The sequence below is a fragment of the Kitasatospora sp. NPDC057904 genome (genome assembly GCF_042887925.1).
Taxonomy (GTDB): domain Bacteria; phylum Actinomycetota; class Actinomycetes; order Streptomycetales; family Streptomycetaceae; genus Kitasatospora.
Map to the genome: position 1 here is coordinate 86,984 of NZ_JBHVOL010000015.1, position 16,418 is coordinate 103,401.

General features: G+C 73.6%; 18 protein-coding genes and 1 pseudogene. 11 read left to right on the top strand and 8 right to left on the bottom strand.

The features are described from left to right. Window positions 1-51: 51 nt before the first annotated feature. Window positions 52-1,092, bottom strand: coding sequence for a class II fructose-bisphosphatase (glpX, locus tag ACFVSN_RS31405; RefSeq protein ID WP_359963404.1), 1,041 nt, complete (start codon window positions 1,090-1,092; stop codon window positions 52-54). A 248-nt stretch (window positions 1,093-1,340) separates the two neighbouring features. On the opposite strand from glpX, the gene ACFVSN_RS31410 reads away from it, so the two are divergent. Continuing rightward, window positions 1,341-1,856, top strand: coding sequence for a DUF4245 domain-containing protein (locus ACFVSN_RS31410; protein ID WP_380441621.1), 516 nt, complete (start codon window positions 1,341-1,343; stop codon window positions 1,854-1,856). A gap of 127 nt (window positions 1,857-1,983) precedes the next feature. Here ACFVSN_RS31410 and ACFVSN_RS31415 read toward each other — a convergent pair whose 3' ends face one another. Both ACFVSN_RS31415 and ACFVSN_RS31420 read right to left on the bottom strand, forming a co-directional pair. Beyond that, window positions 1,984-2,586, bottom strand: a complete 603-nt coding sequence (locus tag ACFVSN_RS31415; protein WP_380441623.1) for a malonic semialdehyde reductase — start codon at window positions 2,584-2,586, stop codon at window positions 1,984-1,986. A gap of 148 nt (window positions 2,587-2,734) precedes the next feature. After that, a complete protein-coding gene (locus ACFVSN_RS31420) occupies window positions 2,735-2,995 on the bottom strand; it encodes an exodeoxyribonuclease VII small subunit (RefSeq protein WP_380441625.1) in 261 nt (86 codons plus the stop codon). A 101-nt stretch (window positions 2,996-3,096) separates the two neighbouring features. Here ACFVSN_RS31420 and ACFVSN_RS31425 point away from each other — a divergent pair, with 101 nt between their 5' ends. After that, a complete protein-coding gene (locus tag ACFVSN_RS31425) occupies window positions 3,097-3,585 on the top strand; it encodes a GNAT family N-acetyltransferase (protein ID WP_387595919.1) in 489 nt (162 codons plus the stop codon). Here ACFVSN_RS31425 and xseA read toward each other — a convergent pair. Further along, window positions 3,582-4,808: an exodeoxyribonuclease VII large subunit gene (xseA, locus tag ACFVSN_RS31430; protein ID WP_380441628.1), complete on the bottom strand. Its 1,227-nt coding sequence runs from the start codon at window positions 4,806-4,808 to the stop codon at window positions 3,582-3,584. The two genes, ACFVSN_RS31425 and xseA, sit on opposite strands and share 4 nt — an antisense overlap. A 184-nt stretch (window positions 4,809-4,992) precedes the next feature. After that, window positions 4,993-6,405 carry an APC family permease gene (locus ACFVSN_RS31435; protein ID WP_387595916.1) on the bottom strand — a complete coding sequence of 471 codons (1,413 nt, stop codon included), beginning with the start codon at window positions 6,403-6,405 and terminating at the stop codon, window positions 4,993-4,995. 87 nt (window positions 6,406-6,492) lie between these two features. Between ACFVSN_RS31435 and ACFVSN_RS31440 the strand changes: the two genes are divergently transcribed. Further along, window positions 6,493-7,467 carry a 4-hydroxy-3-methylbut-2-enyl diphosphate reductase gene (locus ACFVSN_RS31440; protein ID WP_380441633.1) on the top strand — a complete coding sequence of 325 codons (975 nt, stop codon included), beginning with the start codon at window positions 6,493-6,495 and terminating at the stop codon, window positions 7,465-7,467. 132 nt (window positions 7,468-7,599) lie between these two features. Next, window positions 7,600-8,346, top strand: coding sequence for a polyphosphate--glucose phosphotransferase (gene ppgK, locus ACFVSN_RS31445; RefSeq protein WP_380441635.1), 747 nt, complete (start codon window positions 7,600-7,602; stop codon window positions 8,344-8,346). A gap of 21 nt (window positions 8,347-8,367) precedes the next feature. On the opposite strand, the gene ACFVSN_RS31450 is transcribed toward ppgK, so the two are convergent. Then, complete coding sequence (locus ACFVSN_RS31450) at window positions 8,368-8,982, bottom strand: DUF6542 domain-containing protein (RefSeq protein ID WP_380441637.1); 615 nt, start codon at window positions 8,980-8,982, stop codon at window positions 8,368-8,370. Between the two features lie 273 nt (window positions 8,983-9,255). On the opposite strand from ACFVSN_RS31450, the gene ychF reads away from it, so the two are divergent. From ychF to ACFVSN_RS31465, 3 genes are all read left to right on the top strand, one after another. Continuing rightward, on the top strand, window positions 9,256-10,329 hold the full coding sequence (gene ychF / locus ACFVSN_RS31455; protein ID WP_380497230.1) for a redox-regulated ATPase YchF: 1,074 nt from the start codon (window positions 9,256-9,258) through the stop codon (window positions 10,327-10,329). A 177-nt stretch (window positions 10,330-10,506) separates the two neighbouring features. Then, a complete protein-coding gene (locus ACFVSN_RS31460; RefSeq protein ID WP_380441641.1) occupies window positions 10,507-10,788 on the top strand; it encodes a type II toxin-antitoxin system Phd/YefM family antitoxin in 282 nt (93 codons plus the stop codon). Then, window positions 10,785-11,039: a Txe/YoeB family addiction module toxin gene (locus ACFVSN_RS31465; RefSeq protein ID WP_380506743.1), complete on the top strand. Its 255-nt coding sequence runs from the start codon at window positions 10,785-10,787 to the stop codon at window positions 11,037-11,039. The genes ACFVSN_RS31460 and ACFVSN_RS31465 overlap by 4 nt, the downstream gene beginning before the upstream one ends. 186 nt (window positions 11,040-11,225) lie before the next feature. Here the strand turns inward: ACFVSN_RS31465 and ACFVSN_RS31470 are convergent, their stop codons facing one another. Together ACFVSN_RS31470 and ACFVSN_RS31475 are read right to left on the bottom strand one after the other, a co-directional pair. Continuing rightward, window positions 11,226-11,888 (bottom strand): HAD-IA family hydrolase, encoded by a 663-nt coding sequence (locus ACFVSN_RS31470; RefSeq protein ID WP_387957043.1) that lies wholly within the window; start codon window positions 11,886-11,888, stop codon window positions 11,226-11,228. 94 nt (window positions 11,889-11,982) lie between these two features. Next, window positions 11,983-13,112: pseudogene (locus tag ACFVSN_RS31475) on the bottom strand (dihydrofolate reductase family protein). A gap of 149 nt (window positions 13,113-13,261) precedes the next feature. Between ACFVSN_RS31475 and ACFVSN_RS31480 the strand changes: the two are divergent. The 4 genes from ACFVSN_RS31480 to ACFVSN_RS31495 all read left to right on the top strand — a co-directional run bounded on the left by ACFVSN_RS31480 (window position 13,262) and on the right by ACFVSN_RS31495 (window position 16,393). Beyond that, the gene (locus ACFVSN_RS31480) at window positions 13,262-14,074 is read left to right on the top strand and encodes a methyltransferase domain-containing protein (RefSeq protein WP_387957044.1); all 813 of its coding nucleotides are present in this window, start codon (window positions 13,262-13,264) and stop codon (window positions 14,072-14,074) included. A gap of 159 nt (window positions 14,075-14,233) precedes the next feature. Further along, window positions 14,234-15,676 (top strand): DUF4190 domain-containing protein, encoded by a 1,443-nt coding sequence (locus tag ACFVSN_RS31485; RefSeq protein ID WP_387957045.1) that lies wholly within the window; start codon window positions 14,234-14,236, stop codon window positions 15,674-15,676. A 117-nt stretch (window positions 15,677-15,793) separates the two neighbouring features. Further along, on the top strand, window positions 15,794-15,958 hold the full coding sequence (locus tag ACFVSN_RS31490) for an SPOR domain-containing protein (protein WP_387957046.1): 165 nt from the start codon (window positions 15,794-15,796) through the stop codon (window positions 15,956-15,958). Between the two features lie 9 nt (window positions 15,959-15,967). Next, complete coding sequence (locus ACFVSN_RS31495) at window positions 15,968-16,393, top strand: NUDIX domain-containing protein (RefSeq protein ID WP_380441653.1); 426 nt, start codon at window positions 15,968-15,970, stop codon at window positions 16,391-16,393. Window positions 16,394-16,418 lie beyond the last annotated feature (25 nt).

Here is a 16,418-nt window from a genome sequence, read left to right on the forward strand (position 1 = left end):
ATTCCGCCGGGGCCGCGTCGTGTCGGGCTGTGAACTCCAGGCCTTGGAGCCTCAGTTGGCGCGGTCGAAGTCGATCGCGCTGTAGGCCCGCAGCTTGGACAGCTTGTGGGTGGAGTGGATCTCGCGGATGGTGCCGCTCTTGGAACGCATCACCAGCGAGCTGGTGGTGGCGGTCTCCGAGCGGTAGTGGACGCCGCGCAGCAGCTCGCCGTCGGTGATGCCGGTCGCGACGAAGAACACGTTCTCGCCGCTGACCAGGTCGTCGGTGGTGAGGACCCGGTCGAGGTCGTGCCCGGCGTCGAGGGCCTTCTGCCGCTCGGCGTCGTCCTTGGGCCACAGGCGGCCCTGGATCACGCCGCCCATGCACTTCATCGCGCAGGCCGCGATGATGCCCTCGGGGGTGCCGCCGACGCCCATCAGCAGGTCGACGCCGGTGCCCTCGCGGGCGGCCATGATGGCGCCGGCCACGTCGCCGTCCGAGATGAACTTGATCCGGGCGCCCGCCTCGCGGATCTGGCGGACCAGACCGTCGTGGCGCGGGCGGTCGAGGACGACGACCGTGACGTCCTCGACGGCACTGCCCTTGGCCTTGGCGACCCGGCGGATGTTGACGGCCGGCGGGGCGGTGATGTCGACGAAGTCGGCGGCCTCCGGCCCGGCGACCAGCTTGTCCATGTAGAACACGGCGCTGGGGTCGAACATCGTGCCGCGGTCGGCGACCGCGAGCACCGCGACGGCGTTGTTCATGCCCTTGGCGGTGAGCGTCGTGCCGTCGACCGGGTCGACCGCGACGTCGCACTCGGCGCCGGTGCCGTCGCCGACCCGCTCGCCGTTGTAGAGCATCGGGGCCTCGTCCTTCTCGCCCTCGCCGATGACGACCACGCCGTTCATCGAGACGGTCGAGACGAGGGTGCGCATGGCCTTGACGGCCGCGCCGTCGGCGCCGTTCTTGTCGCCGCGGCCGACCCACCGGCCGGCTGCCATCGCCGCGGCCTCGGTGACCCGGACGAGTTCGAGCGCGAGGTTCCGGTCGGGAGCCTCGGGCGCAACCTCAAGGGCACTGGGAAGGTGGTGCGGGTACTGCGTGGTCATCGTCGTTACCTCTCTGTACGCGACGGCCAGTGAGCGCCCGACTACTGCCTGGTCGAACGCCGTGGTGAGGGTCCTGCGATCGTATCTGCCTTAGAGATGACTGTCTGTGGCGCGGGTCGCCACGCTCGGCCCGGCTCCCTCCCGGTAACCACCGGTTCGTCCCGCTTCACCCGTACGCGGGCACCCCGGGTGACCTGTCCGGTGTGTGGATGAGTCACCATGTGGGGGTGGCAGGAGAGAGCAAGGGCATGAGGGGCCGGCAGACCGTGCGGGACATGGTCCTGTCGATGCTGGCGGTCGGCGGCGTGGTGTGGATCGGGTACCTGTTCCTCCCGCACGACGCGGACAGCGTGCCCCAGCACAAGGTCGAGTACCGGGTCGAGGCGGCCACCGCGAAGCGCGCCGCGCCGTACAAGCTGGTTGCCCCGGAGGGGCTGTCCGACAAGTGGCGCGCCACGTCGGTCAGCTACCAGTCGGCCGCGCAGAGCAACGGCAAGGGCAACGCCTGGCACCTGGGCTTCGTCACGCCGTCCGGGCAGTACGCGGCGGTCGAGCAGAGCGACGTCCCGCGCGAGTCGCTGGTGTCGGACAAGGTCGACGGCGCCAAGCCGGACGGCACCGCGGAGGTGGCCGGCCGCACGTGGGACCGCGTGCAGGGCGCCAAGGCCCGCGCGCTGACCTCGCAGGACGGCGGCGGCACGACGCTCCTGACCGGCACCGCCTCGTACGACGAGCTCGCCGAGTTGGCGCAGGCGCTCAAGTAGGCCGTAGGCCGTTCGGGCCGCGCGCCGAACAGGCCGCGCGCCGCAGGGGCCGTACTCCGCAGAGGCCGTACGCCGAAGGGCCCCCACCGGATGATCCGGTGCGGGCCCTTCCGCATGGCCGGGCGCGTCAGACGGTGGTGACGACCTCGTCGTAGGCCAGGCGCGGCGAACGCGGGAACCAGGCGTCCTCGCCCGGCTTGCCGATGTTCACCACGGCCAGCACCGAGTGCTCGCCGTCACCGAAGAACTCCTTGTTGATGCCCTCGGCGTCGAAGCCGGTCATCGGGCCGGCGGCCAGGCCGGCGGCGCGGACGCCGATGATGAAGTAGCCGGCCTGCAGGGCGCCGTTCAGGCGGGCGGAGCCCTCGCGGGCCGGGCGCTCCGAGAAGAACACGTCCTTGGCCTGCGGGAAGTGCGGGAACTGGGTCGGCAGCTCCTCGTGGAACTCGTTGTCCACGGCCAGGATGGCGACCAGCGGGGCGGCGGCGGTCTTGGCCTTGTTGCCGTCCGCCAGGTGCTGGACCAGGCGCTCGCGGCCCTCGGCCGAGCGGACCAGGACGACGCGCAGCGGCTGCTGGTTGAAGGCGGTCGGGCCGTACTTGACCAGGTCGTAGATGGCCTGGACCTGCTCCTCGGAGACCGGCTCGTCGGTGAAGGTGTTCGCCGTGCGCGCCTCGCGGAACAGCAGGTCCTGAGCGGCGGCGTCGAGTACCAGGGCGTCGGTGGTCATGCTTCTGCACCTCATGCGGGAGGGGGGTCGTCGGTGTGGCCGACCGCGGTCGGTCACTGCTCCCAACATAGGTGAAGTTTCAACTATTCCCAAGTGGTATGTGGCGCACATCACTTCGAAAGTGACGCCGGTGCCCCCCCGGGGCCGGTCACTCCCCGGCCCCGGTGCCCTCCTCGGCGGCCAGCGCGGCGTCCAGCCGGGCACGGGCACCGTCCAGCCAGCGCTGGCAGACCTTCGCCAGCTGCTCGCCGCGCTCCCAGAGCGCCAGCGACTCCTCCAGCGACGTGCCGCCGTTCTCCAGCTGCCGGACGACCTCCAGCAGCGCGTCCCGCGCGTGCTCGTAGCCGAGGGCGTCGTCCGCGCCCTGCGGCACCTCGCCGGGGCGGTCCTGCTCCTGCTGCTCTGCCATGCGAGCCAGACTAGGGGCTCACGCCGACAGAGCCGGCACAACGGCCGCGCCGGGTGGAATTCGGGTGCGCACGGCCGCGCCCCGGCACTACCCTCCGCCGCATGATCGACGTCCGCCCCGCCGCCCCGGCCGACGCGCCCGAGCTGGTCCGGCTGCGCAACCTGATGTTCGAAGCGATGCCGGGCATGGCCGCCCAGGCCGGCCCCGGCCCCTGGCAGGCCACCGCCGAGCGGGTGCTGCGCGAGCGCCTCGCCGTCCCGGCCGGCGCGCTCACCATGCCGTCCTTCGTCGTCGACGACCCCGCGCGGCCCGGCCGGCTCGCCGCCTGCGCCGTCGGCACGCTGGAGGAGCGGCTGCCCGCGCCCGGCAACCCGGAGGGCCGCTTCGGCTTCGTCTTCAACATCTGCACCGACCCCGGCCACCGGCTGCGCGGCTACGCCCGGGCCTGCACCGAGGCGCTGCTGCAGTGGTTCGACGACCACCGGGTCGGCCGGATCGACCTGCACGCGAGCAGTGGCGGCGAGGCGCTCTACCGCAGCCTCGGCTTCGGCGAGCACTCGACGGCGCTCTCCCGCCGGCGCTCGTTCTAGCCCGCGGAGGCCCCCTCCTCGGCCACCGTCACGCCGAACCCGCCGCCCGCCACCCTGGCGTGCAGCGCCTCCCCGGAGGCGACCTGGCCCGGATCCGTCACCACCGTGCCGTCCGCCCGCTGGAGCACCGCGTAGCCGCGCTCCAGGGTGGCCGCGGGGGAGAGCGCGACCACCCGGGCCAGCGTGTGCCCGAGGTCGCTCTGCGCGTGGTCCAGCCGGTGCCGCAGGGTGCGCCGGGCCCGCTCCAGCAGCCCGTCCACCTCCTGGCCCCGCCCGTCCAGCATCCGGTGCGGCGCGGCCAGCACCGGGCGGCTGCGCACGCCGTCCAGCCCGTGCTGCTCGCGCTCGACCCGCCCGTGGACGTACCGCCGGGCCCGGTCCCGCAGGTGGAGCACCTTGGCGAGCTCCTCGCCGACGTCCGGCACCACCCGTTTGGCGGCGTCGGTCGGAGTGGACGCGCGCAGGTCGGCGACGAAGTCCAGCAGCGGCTGGTCCGGCTCGTGCCCGATCGCGCTGACCACCGGCGTCCGCGCCGCCGCGACCAGCCGCACCAGCCCCTCGTCCGAGAACGGCAGCAGGTCCTCGACGCTGCCGCCGCCCCGGGCCACGATGATCACGTCCACCTCGGGGTGCTCGTCCAGCTCCCGGACGGCCGCGCTCACCCGCTCCACCGCGCTGACGCCCTGCACCGGCACGTTCCGCACCTCGAAGCGGACGGCCGGCCAGCGCCGCCGGGCGTTCTCCAGGACGTCCCGCTCGGCCGCCGAGCCGCGCCCGGTGACCAGCCCGACGCACTGCGGCAGGAACGGCAGCGGCCGCTTCCGCTCGGCCGCGAACAGCCCCTCCCCGGCGAGCCGCCGCTTCAGCTGCTCCAGCCGGGCCAGCAGCTCGCCGAGCCCGACCGGCCGGATCTCCGAGGCCCGCAGCGACAGCTGCCCGCGCGCCGCGTACCACTCCGGCTTGGCGTGCACGACGACCCGTGCGCCCTCCTGCACGACGTCCGCGACCTGGTCGAAGACCGACCGGAAGCACGTCACCGTGAGCGACACGTCGGCCTGCGGGTCGCGCAGGGTCAGGAACACCACGCCCGCCCCGGGCCGCCGGCTGAGCTGGGTGATCTGCCCCTCCACCCACACCGCGCCGAGCCGGTCGATCCAGCCGCCGATCAGCGCGGAGACCTTGCCGACCGGGAGCGGGGCTTCAGGGGAGCTGCTGTTGGCCATGCGTACGAGGTTAGGGCCCGTCGTCAAACTCCCGTCTGCGTGGCGGCGCTGGGGCACGCGCCTCGCCGCGTTGTCGTCGGTCGCCGATGCTCCGCATGGACTCCCTCCTCCGCCTTGCGATGCACGCACCCCAACGCCGCCACGCCCGCCCTCCGGGCGGACGACGGGAGTTCGACGACGAGCCCTAACGGCGCCCGCCGACAGCGTCTCCGCCCGCGTCGCCCGTGCCGCCCGTGCCGACCGAACCCTGCACGGCCAGCACCACCAGCCCGACCGCCAGCCACGCCACCCCGACGATCTGCGCCGTCGTCGAGGCCTCGTACACCACCGCCCCGATCACCGCGATCCCCAGCACCGGCACCACCACGTGCCGCAGCCGGTCGCGCGAGCCGTGCCGCACCGCGTACCAGCCGACGACGGAGGCGTGCAGGAGCGCGAAGGCGGTCAGCGCGCCCACGTTCACCACCGAGGTGAGCCGGTCGAGGCCGTCGTCCCGGTTCGCCGCCCAGACCGCCGCCGCCAGCGTGATCACCGCCGCCGCGAGCAGCGCCCGGCGCGGCACCGCCGAGACCGGGTCGACCGAGCCGAGCAGCCGCGGCAGCCGCCCCTCGCGGCCCATCGCGAAGACCAGCCGACCGGCCGCCGCCTGCCCGGCCAGCGCCGCGAAGGCCGCGCCGATCGCCTTGCTCGCCGCCACCAGCACGTGCAGCCAGTGCCCGACGCTGGCCTCCACGGTGTCGTAGAACGCCGAACCCTGCGCCACCGGGTCGGCCGCCAGCTGCGCCGGGGTGAGCGGCTCCAGCAGCGCCGCCAGGTACGTCTGCGCGACGAACAGCACCCCGGCCAGCGCCAGGCACCACAGCACCGCCCGCGCCACCGCCGCCGACGCCCCCACCGCCTCCTCGACGAACGTCGCGATCGCGTCGAAGCCCAGGTAGGAGAGCACCGCGACGGACACCGCCGAGATCACCGCCGTCAGCGAGAATGGGCCGACGGCGGTGAACGGCGTGTCCCAGGCGCGCCGGGCGCCGTCCTGGACCAGCACCACCACGGCCGCGACGACGAACACCGTGAGCACCGCGATCTCCATGGCGAGCACCGCGAAGCCGACCGAGGCCGCCGTCCGGACCCCGACCAGGTTGAGCGCCGTGGTCACCACGACCGCGAGCGCCGTCCACACCCAGCGCGAGACGCCCGGCACCAGCGAGTGCAGCGCGATCCCCGAGAAGAGGTACGCGACCGCGGGGATCAGCAGGTAGTCGAGCATCGCCATCCACCCGGCGACGAACCCGGGCCCCTCGCCGAGCCCGGCCCGTGCGTACGCGAACACCGACCCGGTCCGCGGCACCGCGCGCACCATCTGCGCGTACGAGAACGCCGTGAAGCCCATCGCGACCGTCGCCGCCAGGTACACCGTGGCGACGGCGCCGCGGCTCTTGGCGTCCAGCACGCCGAACACGCCGACCGGGGCCATCGGGGCGATGAACAGCAGCCCGTAGACCATCAGGTCGCGCACGCCCAGGCTGCGTCGCAGGCCGCCCTCGCCGCCCGTGCCGCCCGCGCCGCCCTGGGCGTCCTGCGCGATTCGCTCACTCATGAGCACCACATTTGAGCACCGGCGACCGGATCCGTCCGGATTGCGCCTCCCGTCGGCGCGGCTCCCCGCCGCCCGTACGATGGACCCATGTCCAACACCGCGCAGCGCCGTGTCCTGCTCGCCGCCCCCCGGGGCTACTGCGCGGGAGTCGACCGCGCCGTGATCGCCGTGGAGAAGGCCCTGGAGCAGTACGGGGCCCCCGTCTACGTCCGCAAGCAGATCGTCCACAACAAGTACGTGGTGCAGACCCTGGAGAAGAAGGGCGCGGTCTTCGTCGAGGAGACGGAGCAGGTGCCCGAGGGCTCGATCGTGGTCTTCTCCGCGCACGGGGTCGCCCCGTCCGTCCACGACGAGGCGAAGGCCGGCAAGCTGGCCACCATCGACGCCACCTGCCCCCTGGTCACCAAGGTGCACAAGGAGGCCGTCCGCTTCGCCGACGAGGACTACGACATCCTGCTGGTGGGCCACGAGGGCCACGAGGAGGTCATCGGCACGATGGGCGAGGCCCCGGAGCGGATCCACCTGGTGGACGGCGCCGAGGACGTGGCCAACGTGCAGGTCCGGGACGAGTCCAAGGTCGTCTGGCTGTCCCAGACCACCCTCTCGGTGGACGAGACCATGGCGACCGTCGGCGAGCTGAAGAAGCGCTTCCCGCTCCTGGTCAGCCCGCCCAGCGACGACATCTGCTACGCGACCCAGAACCGCCAGGTCGCCGTCAAGCAGCTCGCCCCCGAGACCGACCTGCTGATCGTCGTCGGCTCCAAGAACTCCTCCAACTCGGTCCGCCTGGTCGAGGTCGGCCTGGAGTACGGCGCCAAGGCCGCCCACCTGGTGGACTTCGCCGAGGAGATCCGCGAGGAGTGGCTGGAGGGCGTCACGACCGTCGGCCTCACCAGCGGCGCCTCGGTGCCGGAGATCCTCGTCGACGGCGTGCTGGAGTTCCTGGCCGCCCGCGGCTACGACACGGTCGAGACCGTCAAGACCGCCGAGGAGCACCTGACCTTCTCGCTGCCCAAGGAGCTGCGCCGCGACCTGCGCGCCGAGGCCGCGGGCAAGCTGTAACGCCGTGCCGCGAGGCCCGGTGCCCCACCCGGGGCGCCGGGCCTTTCTGCTGTGCGCGGCCGCGCGGCCTCTCGTAGTTTTGTGCACAGGCTGTGGACGACGGTCCGCGGCATCCGGCGGAGGGCGGTCGTGATGACGGCGGTATTCGGAGTGGACATCGGCGGTTCGGGCATCAAGGGCGCCCCGGTCGACCTGGGCCGCGGCGCCCTGGCCGAGGAACGCCACAAGGTGCTCACCCCGCAGCCGTCCGCCCCCGAGGCCGTGGTCGCCGCCGTCCGGGAGGTGGTCCGGCACTTCGGCCACGAGGGCCCGGTCGGGCTGACCTTCCCCGGCGTGGTGGTCGACGGCCGGACCAGGACGGCCGCCAACGTCGACAAGGGCTGGATCGGCCTGGACGCCGAGGGGCTGTTCCGCGAGGCGCTGGACCTGCCCGCGACCGTCCTCAACGACGCCGACGCGGCCGGCCTCGCCGAGACCGCGCACGGCGCCGGCCGGGAGCAGTCCGGCGTGGTCCTGGTGCTCACCTTCGGCACCGGCATCGGCAGCGCGCTCTTCGTGGACGGCGTGCTGGTGCCCAACACCGAGCTGGGCCACCTGGAGCTGCGCGGCAAGGACGCCGAGCGCCGGGCCTCCTCGGCGGCGAAGGAGCGGCACGACCTGAGCTGGGAGCAGTGGGCCGGGCGGGTCGACGAGTACCTGGACCTGGTGGACATGCTGTTCTCGCCGCAGCTGATCGTGATCGGCGGCGGGGTGAGCCGCAAGCACCAGAAGTTCCTGCCGCTGCTGCGCGAGCGCGGGGCCCGGGTCGTGCCCGCGGAGCTGCGCAACGACGCGGGCATCGTCGGCGCCGCCATGGCCGCGGCCCGCGCGGCCGGCTGAGGCCGCCCGCGGGGGCGCCGCTCAGCGCGAGCGCTGGATCCGGCGCTGGGCGACGAACCGGGCGAGGACGATCAGCGCGGCCAGCCCGGTGCCGGTGAAGAGCCAGCCGGCCCGCAGCGCGAGCCCGGTCGCCAGCGCCACCACCTGGGCGGTCACGCCCGGGGAGTTGACCGGCGCGAGCAGCGACAGTGCGAGCGCGAAGGCGATCGGGCCGCTGATCGGCGCGGCGAGCAGGTCGACGTAGCGCACCCGGACGGCCAGCTGGAAGCAGACGACCACGTAACCGAGGCCGAACAGCCAGCCGAGGCCGTCGAACAGCAGCCGGTCGGCCCCGGCCACCGCGAGGGTCGCCAGCACGCCGACCACGCCGGTGCCGACGGCGGTCAGCCGGGTGGGCCGCCCGGTGCGGCGGCGCCCGTAGAGCCGGGCGTCGCCGCGCCCGCGCAGCGGCAGCCGCAGCCGCAGTTTCGGGGTGGCCGGGCGGACGCTCGCGGGGGCCCCGGCCACCGGCCGCAGCCGGGAGGAGGGGGCCCCGGCGGCCTCGGGGCCGCGCCCGGGACCGGGGACGGCGGCGCCCTTGCCGTTCGGCGGACGGCGTCTGGGCCCTGGCGGCTGGGTACGGATGCTCTGCTCCACCCACCCAACGTACGGTCCGATCATCGCCACACTGTGTAATGGACCGTTCAGGCCTCGCTCCGTGTCTCCGGACGGAGTACTGATGTGATCGTCGTTCAGGCCCGCCGGCCTGCCCGGCCGACGCCGCTTCCACTCCGGCGACCGGCTGGGCAACCGGCCGGAGTTCCTGGAGCCCCTGCCGGTGGCGACCGGGGCGTGAGGAGCTGCCCGTAGACTTGGGGGTCGGCCCGCACGGTGCCGGTCCAACTCCTCCAAGCCCCGGGACTGCGCTTCATGTCGCTCACGATCGGAATCGTCGGCCTGCCGAACGTCGGCAAGTCGACCCTGTTCAACGCCCTGACCAAGAACGACGTGCTGGCGGCCAACTACCCGTTCGCCACCATCGAGCCGAACGTCGGCGTCGTCGGCGTCCCGGACACGCGGCTGGCCAAGCTCGCCGAGATCTTCGGCTCGCAGCGCATCCTCCCGGCCACCGTCGACTTCGTCGACATCGCCGGCATCGTGCGCGGCGCCTCCGAGGGCGAGGGCCTGGGCAACAAGTTCCTCGCGAACATCCGCGAGTCGGACGCGATCTGCCAGGTCGTGCGGGCCTTCACCGATCCCGACGTGGTGCACGTGGACGGCAAGGTGTCGCCCAAGGACGACATCGAGACCATCCACACCGAGCTGATCCTGGCCGACCTCCAGACCGTCGAGAAGGTCCTGCCGCGGCTCCAGAAGGAGGCGCGCCTCAAGAAGGACACCGCCCCCGTGCTGGCCGCCGCCGAGGCCGCGCAGGCGATCCTGGAGACCGGCAAGACCCTCTTCGAGGCCGGCTTCGACACCGCCCCGATCCGCGAGCTCCACCTGCTGACCGCCAAGCCCTTCCTCTACGTCTTCAACGTGGACGAGGACGAGCTGGCCGACGAGGACTTCAAGAACGCCCAGCGCGAGCTGGTCGCCCCGGCCGAGGCGATCTTCCTGAACGCCAAGATCGAGTCCGAGCTGATCGAGCTCGACGACGAGGAGGCGCTCGAACTCCTCCAGTCGATGGGCCAGGAGGAGCCCGGCCTCGCCACCCTCGCCCGCGTCGGCTTCGACACCCTCGGCCTGCAGACCTACCTGACGGCCGGCCCCAAGGAGACCCGCGCCTGGACCATCAAGAAGGGCGCCACGGCCCCCGAGGCGGCCGGTGTGATCCACACCGACTTCCAGAAGGGCTTCATCAAGGCCGAGGTCATCTCCTTCGCCGACCTGGTCGAGACCGGCTCCATCGCCGAGGCCCGCAGCAAGGGCAAGGCCCGCATCGAGGGCAAGGAGTACGTCATGCAGGACGGCGACGTGGTGGAGTTCCGCTTCAACGTCTGATCATTTGATTGCTTTGAGATAGATCGATCTGTCAAATGTGCAGGTCGGACGGGGCCCGCCTCCCTTGAGGCGGGCCCCGGTCCGTTTTCCGTGCTGACTCGGTGCTGACTTCTTCGGCCCGTCGCATGCACTTGAGTGGTACGTTATGTGGTACCGGTCATGGAAGGAGTTCAGTCGATGTCGATCACAGCCAGCGAGGCGCGCAAGGCTCTCTTCCCGTTGATCAAGAAGGTCAACGACGATCACGAGGCCATTGAGATCGTCTCCAAGCACGGGAATGCCGTGCTCGTCTCGGCCGAGGACTATGCCGCCTTGCGTGAAGGCTCCTACCTCTTGCGCTCGCCGGTGAACGCGCGCCGCTTGCTCAAGGCGTACGAGAACGCCCTTGGCGGCACAGGGCTTTCCGAGCGGGAGCTCATCGATCCTGATGCGGCGGGTGTCGAGAAGGGCGCCGCGTGAGGCTCGTCTTCGAAGAGGCCGGCTGGGAGGACTACACGTCCTGGCTCAAGAGCGACCGCAAGATGCTCGCTCGGATCAACAAGCTCATCGAGGACGTCCTGCGCGACCCGTTCACCGGGATCGGCAAGCCCGAGCCGCTGAAGTACCACTTGCCCGGTGCCTGGTCGCGGCGGATCGATGACGAGCACCGTCTCGTCTATCTGGTCACGGACCGGGAGATCATCATCCTGGCAGCCCGCTACCACTACTGATCGTCAGCAGCGGGTTCACGTCACCGTGCTGGTTCTGTGCTGACTTCGTTCGTCGGCAGGGGCGTTCTCGCAGGTTGCAGTGGTGTGATGGCAATTCCGCTTCAACGTCTGACCGCCGCCGGTGCGGTGGACCGCCCGGTTCCGTGTTCGCACGGGGCCGGGCGGTTCGGCGTTCGTGGGGGGAGTTCAGCGGACGGTGACGGTCGCCGTGCCGTCGGGCTCGGTGGTGACGGTGACGGCTTCGAGGGTGTCGGCGTGGGCGTCGGGGCGGTGGGCGGCGGCGCGGGGGCCGATGCCGACGACGCGCAGGCCGGCCGCGCGGGCGGCGGCGATGCCGGCCCCCGAGTCCTCGAAGGCGAGGCAGTCGGCCGGGGGGAAGCCGAGTGCGGCGGCGCCCTTGAGGAAGCCCTCCGGGTCGGGCTTGCTCGCGCCGACCGACTCGGCGGTCACCAGGACGCCCGGCATCGGCAGTCCGGCGGCGGCCATCCGGACCCGGGCGAGCGGCTCGTCGGCGGAGGTCACGAGGGCGTGAGGGAGGCCGGCCAGCGCGGTGAGGAAGGCGGGCGCGCCGGGGACGGGGACAACGCCGTCGGTGTCGGCGCGCTCGGCGGCGAGCATCCGCCGGTTGTCGGCGAGGTTCTCCTCGGCCGGGCGGCCGGGCAGCAGCTCGGCCATCGTCGCGTGGCCCTGGCGGCCGTGCGCGACGGCGAGGACGGCGGCCGGGTCGAGGCCGTGCACGGCCGCCCAGCGCCGCCAGCAGCGCTCGACAACGGCGTCGGAGTCGACGAGGGTGCCGTCCATGTCGAGCAGGAGGGCGCGGGCGGTCAGCCGGACGGGGGCGGCGGGCATGGGGCGGGCTCCTCGCGGTGCGGGCCGGCGGGGGCCGGCGGGCGGCGGTGGACCCGGCGAAGACGAGCCCTTTGTTCAATGATGATACAAAAGATCATCCGAGCAGGTGGGCGTTGACCGCCCGGGCCTCCGCCGCCAGCTCCGCCAGCTCGACCACCTCGACCCCGGCCGCCTCCAGCAGCGCCGTGCCCTGGCAGTCGGTCACGAACAGGTCCGGCTCGCGCCAGGCCACCACCACCCGCGGCACGCCCGCCGCGATGATCAGCCGGGCGCACGGTACCGGGCGCGAGGCCCGCTGCCCGCACGGCTCCAGCGAGCTGTAGACCGTCGCGCCGCGCAGCCGCGGGTCACCGGCCGGGAGCTTGCCGAGCGCGGCCTCCTCGGCGTGGTCGTGCGCGTCCGTCTCGCGGCTGTACCCCTCGGCGAGCACCTCGCCGTCGGCGCCGACGACCACCGCGCCGACCGAGAAGGCGGTCCCGGACGGCGGGCAGAGGCGGGAGAGTTCGACGGCCCGGCGCAGGTGGTCGAGGTCGGTGGTCACGGGGCGGGCTCCTTCGGGGCGTACCTGAGCAGGACGACATCGCCCACCGTACGTGCCTCCAGCAGGCGCATCCGCCGCGCCGGACCGCCCGGGAAGGCGGCCGGGTGGACGAACCGCGGCGCCTGCGCCTGGCCGACCAGCAGCGGGGCCACGGCCAGCTGGAGCTCGTCGGCCAGGCCCTGCGCGAGGAACTGGGTGTGCACGCTGCCGCCGCCCTCGACCATCAGGCGGCGCACGCCGCGGGCACCCAGGTCGTCCAGCACCGCGCCGAGGTCCACCGCGCCGCCGAGCGCGACCACGTTGGCCAGCCCGTCCAGCGCCGGGCGCAGGGCCGCCGCGCCGGCGTCCGTCGTGTACGCGACCTTGCCGCCGCCGGTGTGCCAGAACCGCAGCGCCGGGTCGAGTGCGCCGCTCGCGCTGAGCGTCACCTTCAGCGGGTACGCCGGCCGGCCGGCCGCGACCCGGGCGGCCCTCCGGCCGGCGTCGTTGACCAGCAGGCGCGGGTTGTCGGCGCGCAGGGTGTTGCCGCCGACCAGGATCGCGTCGGCGGCGGCGCGCTCCTCGTCGACCCGGTCGAAGTCGGCGGCGTTGGAGAGCAGCAGCCGCTCGGGGGAGGCGTCGTCGAGGTGGCCGTCGAGCGACACGGCGGCGCTCAGCAGGACGAAGGGGCGCGGGCCGGGCATGGGGCGGGACCGTTCTGTCGGGGGGCCTCCACGGTACGGCGGGCGGCGGGGCGGGCGCCGTCGGGTGGCCATCATGTGAGACGAATCTTCTCGCTATGCGAGAACAGGAGTAGCGTCGGGGGAAGCCGAACACGATCGAGGGGGATCCGATGAGCGGAACGTCCACCGTTTACACGCACGGCCACCAGGAGGCCGTGCTGCGCTCGCACCGCTCGCGCGGCGCCGCCGACTCCGCCGCCTACCTGCTGCCCGAACTGCGCCCCGGGCAGGCCCTGTTGGACGTCGGCTGCGGGCCGGGCACGATCACCGCCGACCTGGCCGAGCTGGTCGGTCCGAGCGGGCGGGTGGTGGCCGTGGACACCTCCGCCGAGGTGCTGGAGCAGGCGGCCGAGTACGTCGCCGCGCGGGGGCTGTCGAACGTCGTCTTCGAGGTCGCCGACGTCCACCGACTGTCCTACCGTGACGGCGAGTTCGACGTGGTGCACGCCCACCAGGTGCTCCAGCACGTGGCCGACCCGGTGGGCGCGCTGCGCGAGATGCGCCGGGTGCTGGCGCCGGGCGGCGTGGTCGCGGCCCGGGACGTCGACTACGCCTCGATGACCTGGTACCCCGAGGCGCCCGCGCTGGACGACTGGCTGGCGCTCTACCGGCGGACCGCGCGCGCCAACGGCGGCGAGCCGGACGCCGGGCGGCGGCTGCTGTCCTGGGCCCGGGCGGCCGGCTTCGCCGAGGTCGCCGCCACCGCCACGACCTGGACGTTCGCGACGCCCGAGCGGTGCGCGTGGTGGGGCGGCATGTGGGCGGACCGGACGGTCGACTCGGCGTTCGCCCGCACGGCGGTGGCCGCGGGCTTCGCCGACCGGGCGGAGCTGGAGCGGATCGCGGCCGGCTGGCGGGAGTGGAGCGGCGCCGGGGACGCCTGGTTCTCGATGCTCCACGGCGAGGTCCTGGCGCGCGGCTGAGGGGCGGGAACAAAGGGCGGGCAGGCGTTCGAAAAGATCGGGTAAAGTCGCGCGACCGTTCGTTCTCGGGCCCGTTCGGGTCCGAGCCGTGTGCCGAAGGCCGCCGAGCGGCGCAGAACGCCGAGTTGACGCCCGCACCGCCGGGCCGGGGGAGTCCACGTGTCCAAGCCCGATCCCGACGCGCCCGTCCCCGGGCCGGAGAACCCCGCGGCCGCCGAGAACCCGGTGGCCCCGGTGGCCCCGGCGGACCGGGTGGACCTCGGCAAGGAAGCGGCCCCGCCCGCCGAGTCTCCGCAGCCCGCGGACACCCCGGCGGACCGGGTGGACCTCGCCAAGACCGACATCCCGGCAGCTCCCGCCGACGCGGCCCCGCCTGCTGCCGCCCCGGCCCCCGCCGACCCGTGGGCCGCCCCCGCCGGGGCCCCGCCCCTGGCGCCGCCGCCGCCCGTCGGGGCAGCCGGGGCCACCGGGCCCGCCGGGGGCTGGGCGTCGGTGCCGCCCGCCGCGTACTCCGGCTTCCAGCCCGGTTACCCGTACGGCTACCCCCAGCCCCCCAAGCAGGTCAACGGGTTCGCCATCGGAGCCCTCGTGACCGGCCTCGTCTGCGCGTGGCCGGTCGCCCTCGTGCTGTCGATCGTCGCGATGGTCCAGATCAGGAAGCGCGCCGAGCGCGGCATGGGCATGGCCGTGACGGGCCTGGTGTTCGGCGTGTTCGGCGTCATGGTCACGGTGTTCGGCGTCCTCGGCGCCGTGCTGGGCCCGGTCGACCGTGCCGATTCCGGCGCGCCGCCCAAGGCCCCGGCCGGCTCGGTCCGCTGGTCCGCCCTCAAGTCCGGGGACTGCTACAGCTCCCCGGACGGGGGCAGCCGGGTCGACCCGGACGGCGGCGACGAGACGGTGTACTGGGTCCGCAAGGTGCCCTGCTCCGCCCCGCACCACGGCGAGGTGGCCGGCACCGCCAGGACCCCGGCCGGCGACAGCCGGACCTACCCGGGCGAGTCGGCGATCCGCGAGCGCGCCGCGGAGCTCTGCCGCCCCGTGCTCGACAACTACGCCCTCGACCAGTGGGCGATCCCGGACGGCATGGACGAGATCTACCTCTACCCGACCGCCGGCAACTGGAAGTACGGGGAGCGGTACATCACCTGCGCCTTCGAGGACCGCGACGCCGAGCACGTGGGCACCGTCCGCACCGACCGCGGCAGCCTGACCTCCGCCCAGCTCGCCTACCTGGAGGCCGTCCGCGGCTTCAACACGGCCTACGCGAACCAGCCCAAGGGCGAGGTCGCGACGGCCGGCTCCGAGTACGTGACCTGGGCCGGGCGGATGGCGGCCGCCTCCCGCGCCGAGGCCGAGCAGCTGTCCCGCACGACGACGTCCTGGCCGGACGCCGCGAAGCCGAAGGTCGCCGCGCTGGCCGCCGCCCAGCGGGACGCCGCCACCGCCTGGGAGTCCGCAGCGCGGACGACCGATCCGACCGCGTTGGAGGGCGAGATCCGGCGGGCGAAGCTGCTGACGGCCAAGACCACCCCGCTCAGCGTGGACGCCCGCCGCGAGCTGGGCCTGTCCACCGGTGAGCAGGTGCCCGACCTCCGGGTCTGACGCGCCGTCTTACCCGGAGTTAACCCGGCCCGTACCTGCCGGTAGCGAGCCGCCCGTACGGTTCGGGACAGGTATCCCCGGCCCGACCCCCACGCAGGCCGGGGATACGCTCCCGCCATGAGCACCTTTTGGGTGATGCGGCAGGACGACAACGGCAACCGCTTCGTCGTCGCGCGGGGACTGGCGAAGGACGAGGCCGAGCGCCTCGCGGCCGAGTTCGAGGCCCGCGGCCACAAGCAGCTCTACTGGACCGAGGCCGAGCGCGCGGCCCCGGGCGCCTAGGCTCGTGCCATGAATCCCGCAACCGTGAACATCGAGGAGCAGGCCGCCGTCCGGATCGTGATCGGCGGCGTGATCGTCCGGGCGGGGCGGGTGCTGGCCGCGCGCCGCAACACCCCCGCGGAGGTGGCCGGGCGCTGGGAGTTCCCGGGCGGCAAGGCCGAGCCCGGCGAGACGGAGTCCGAGGCGCTGGAGCGCGAGCTGCTGGAGGAGCTCGGCGTGCACGCCCGGGCGCTGGAGCGGCTGCCCGGCGCGTGGGCCGTCCGGCCGGGCCTGGAGCTGCACTTCTGGGCCGCGGAGCTGCTCGACGGCGACCCCCGTCCGCTCCTGGAGCACGACGAGCTGCGCTGGCTCGGCCCGGACGAGCTGGACTCGGTCGACTGGCTCGACCACGACCGGGACGTCCTCCCACACGTCGCCGGCCTCCTGGGCACCTGAGCCCCCACCTGTCGGCGCGAGCCCG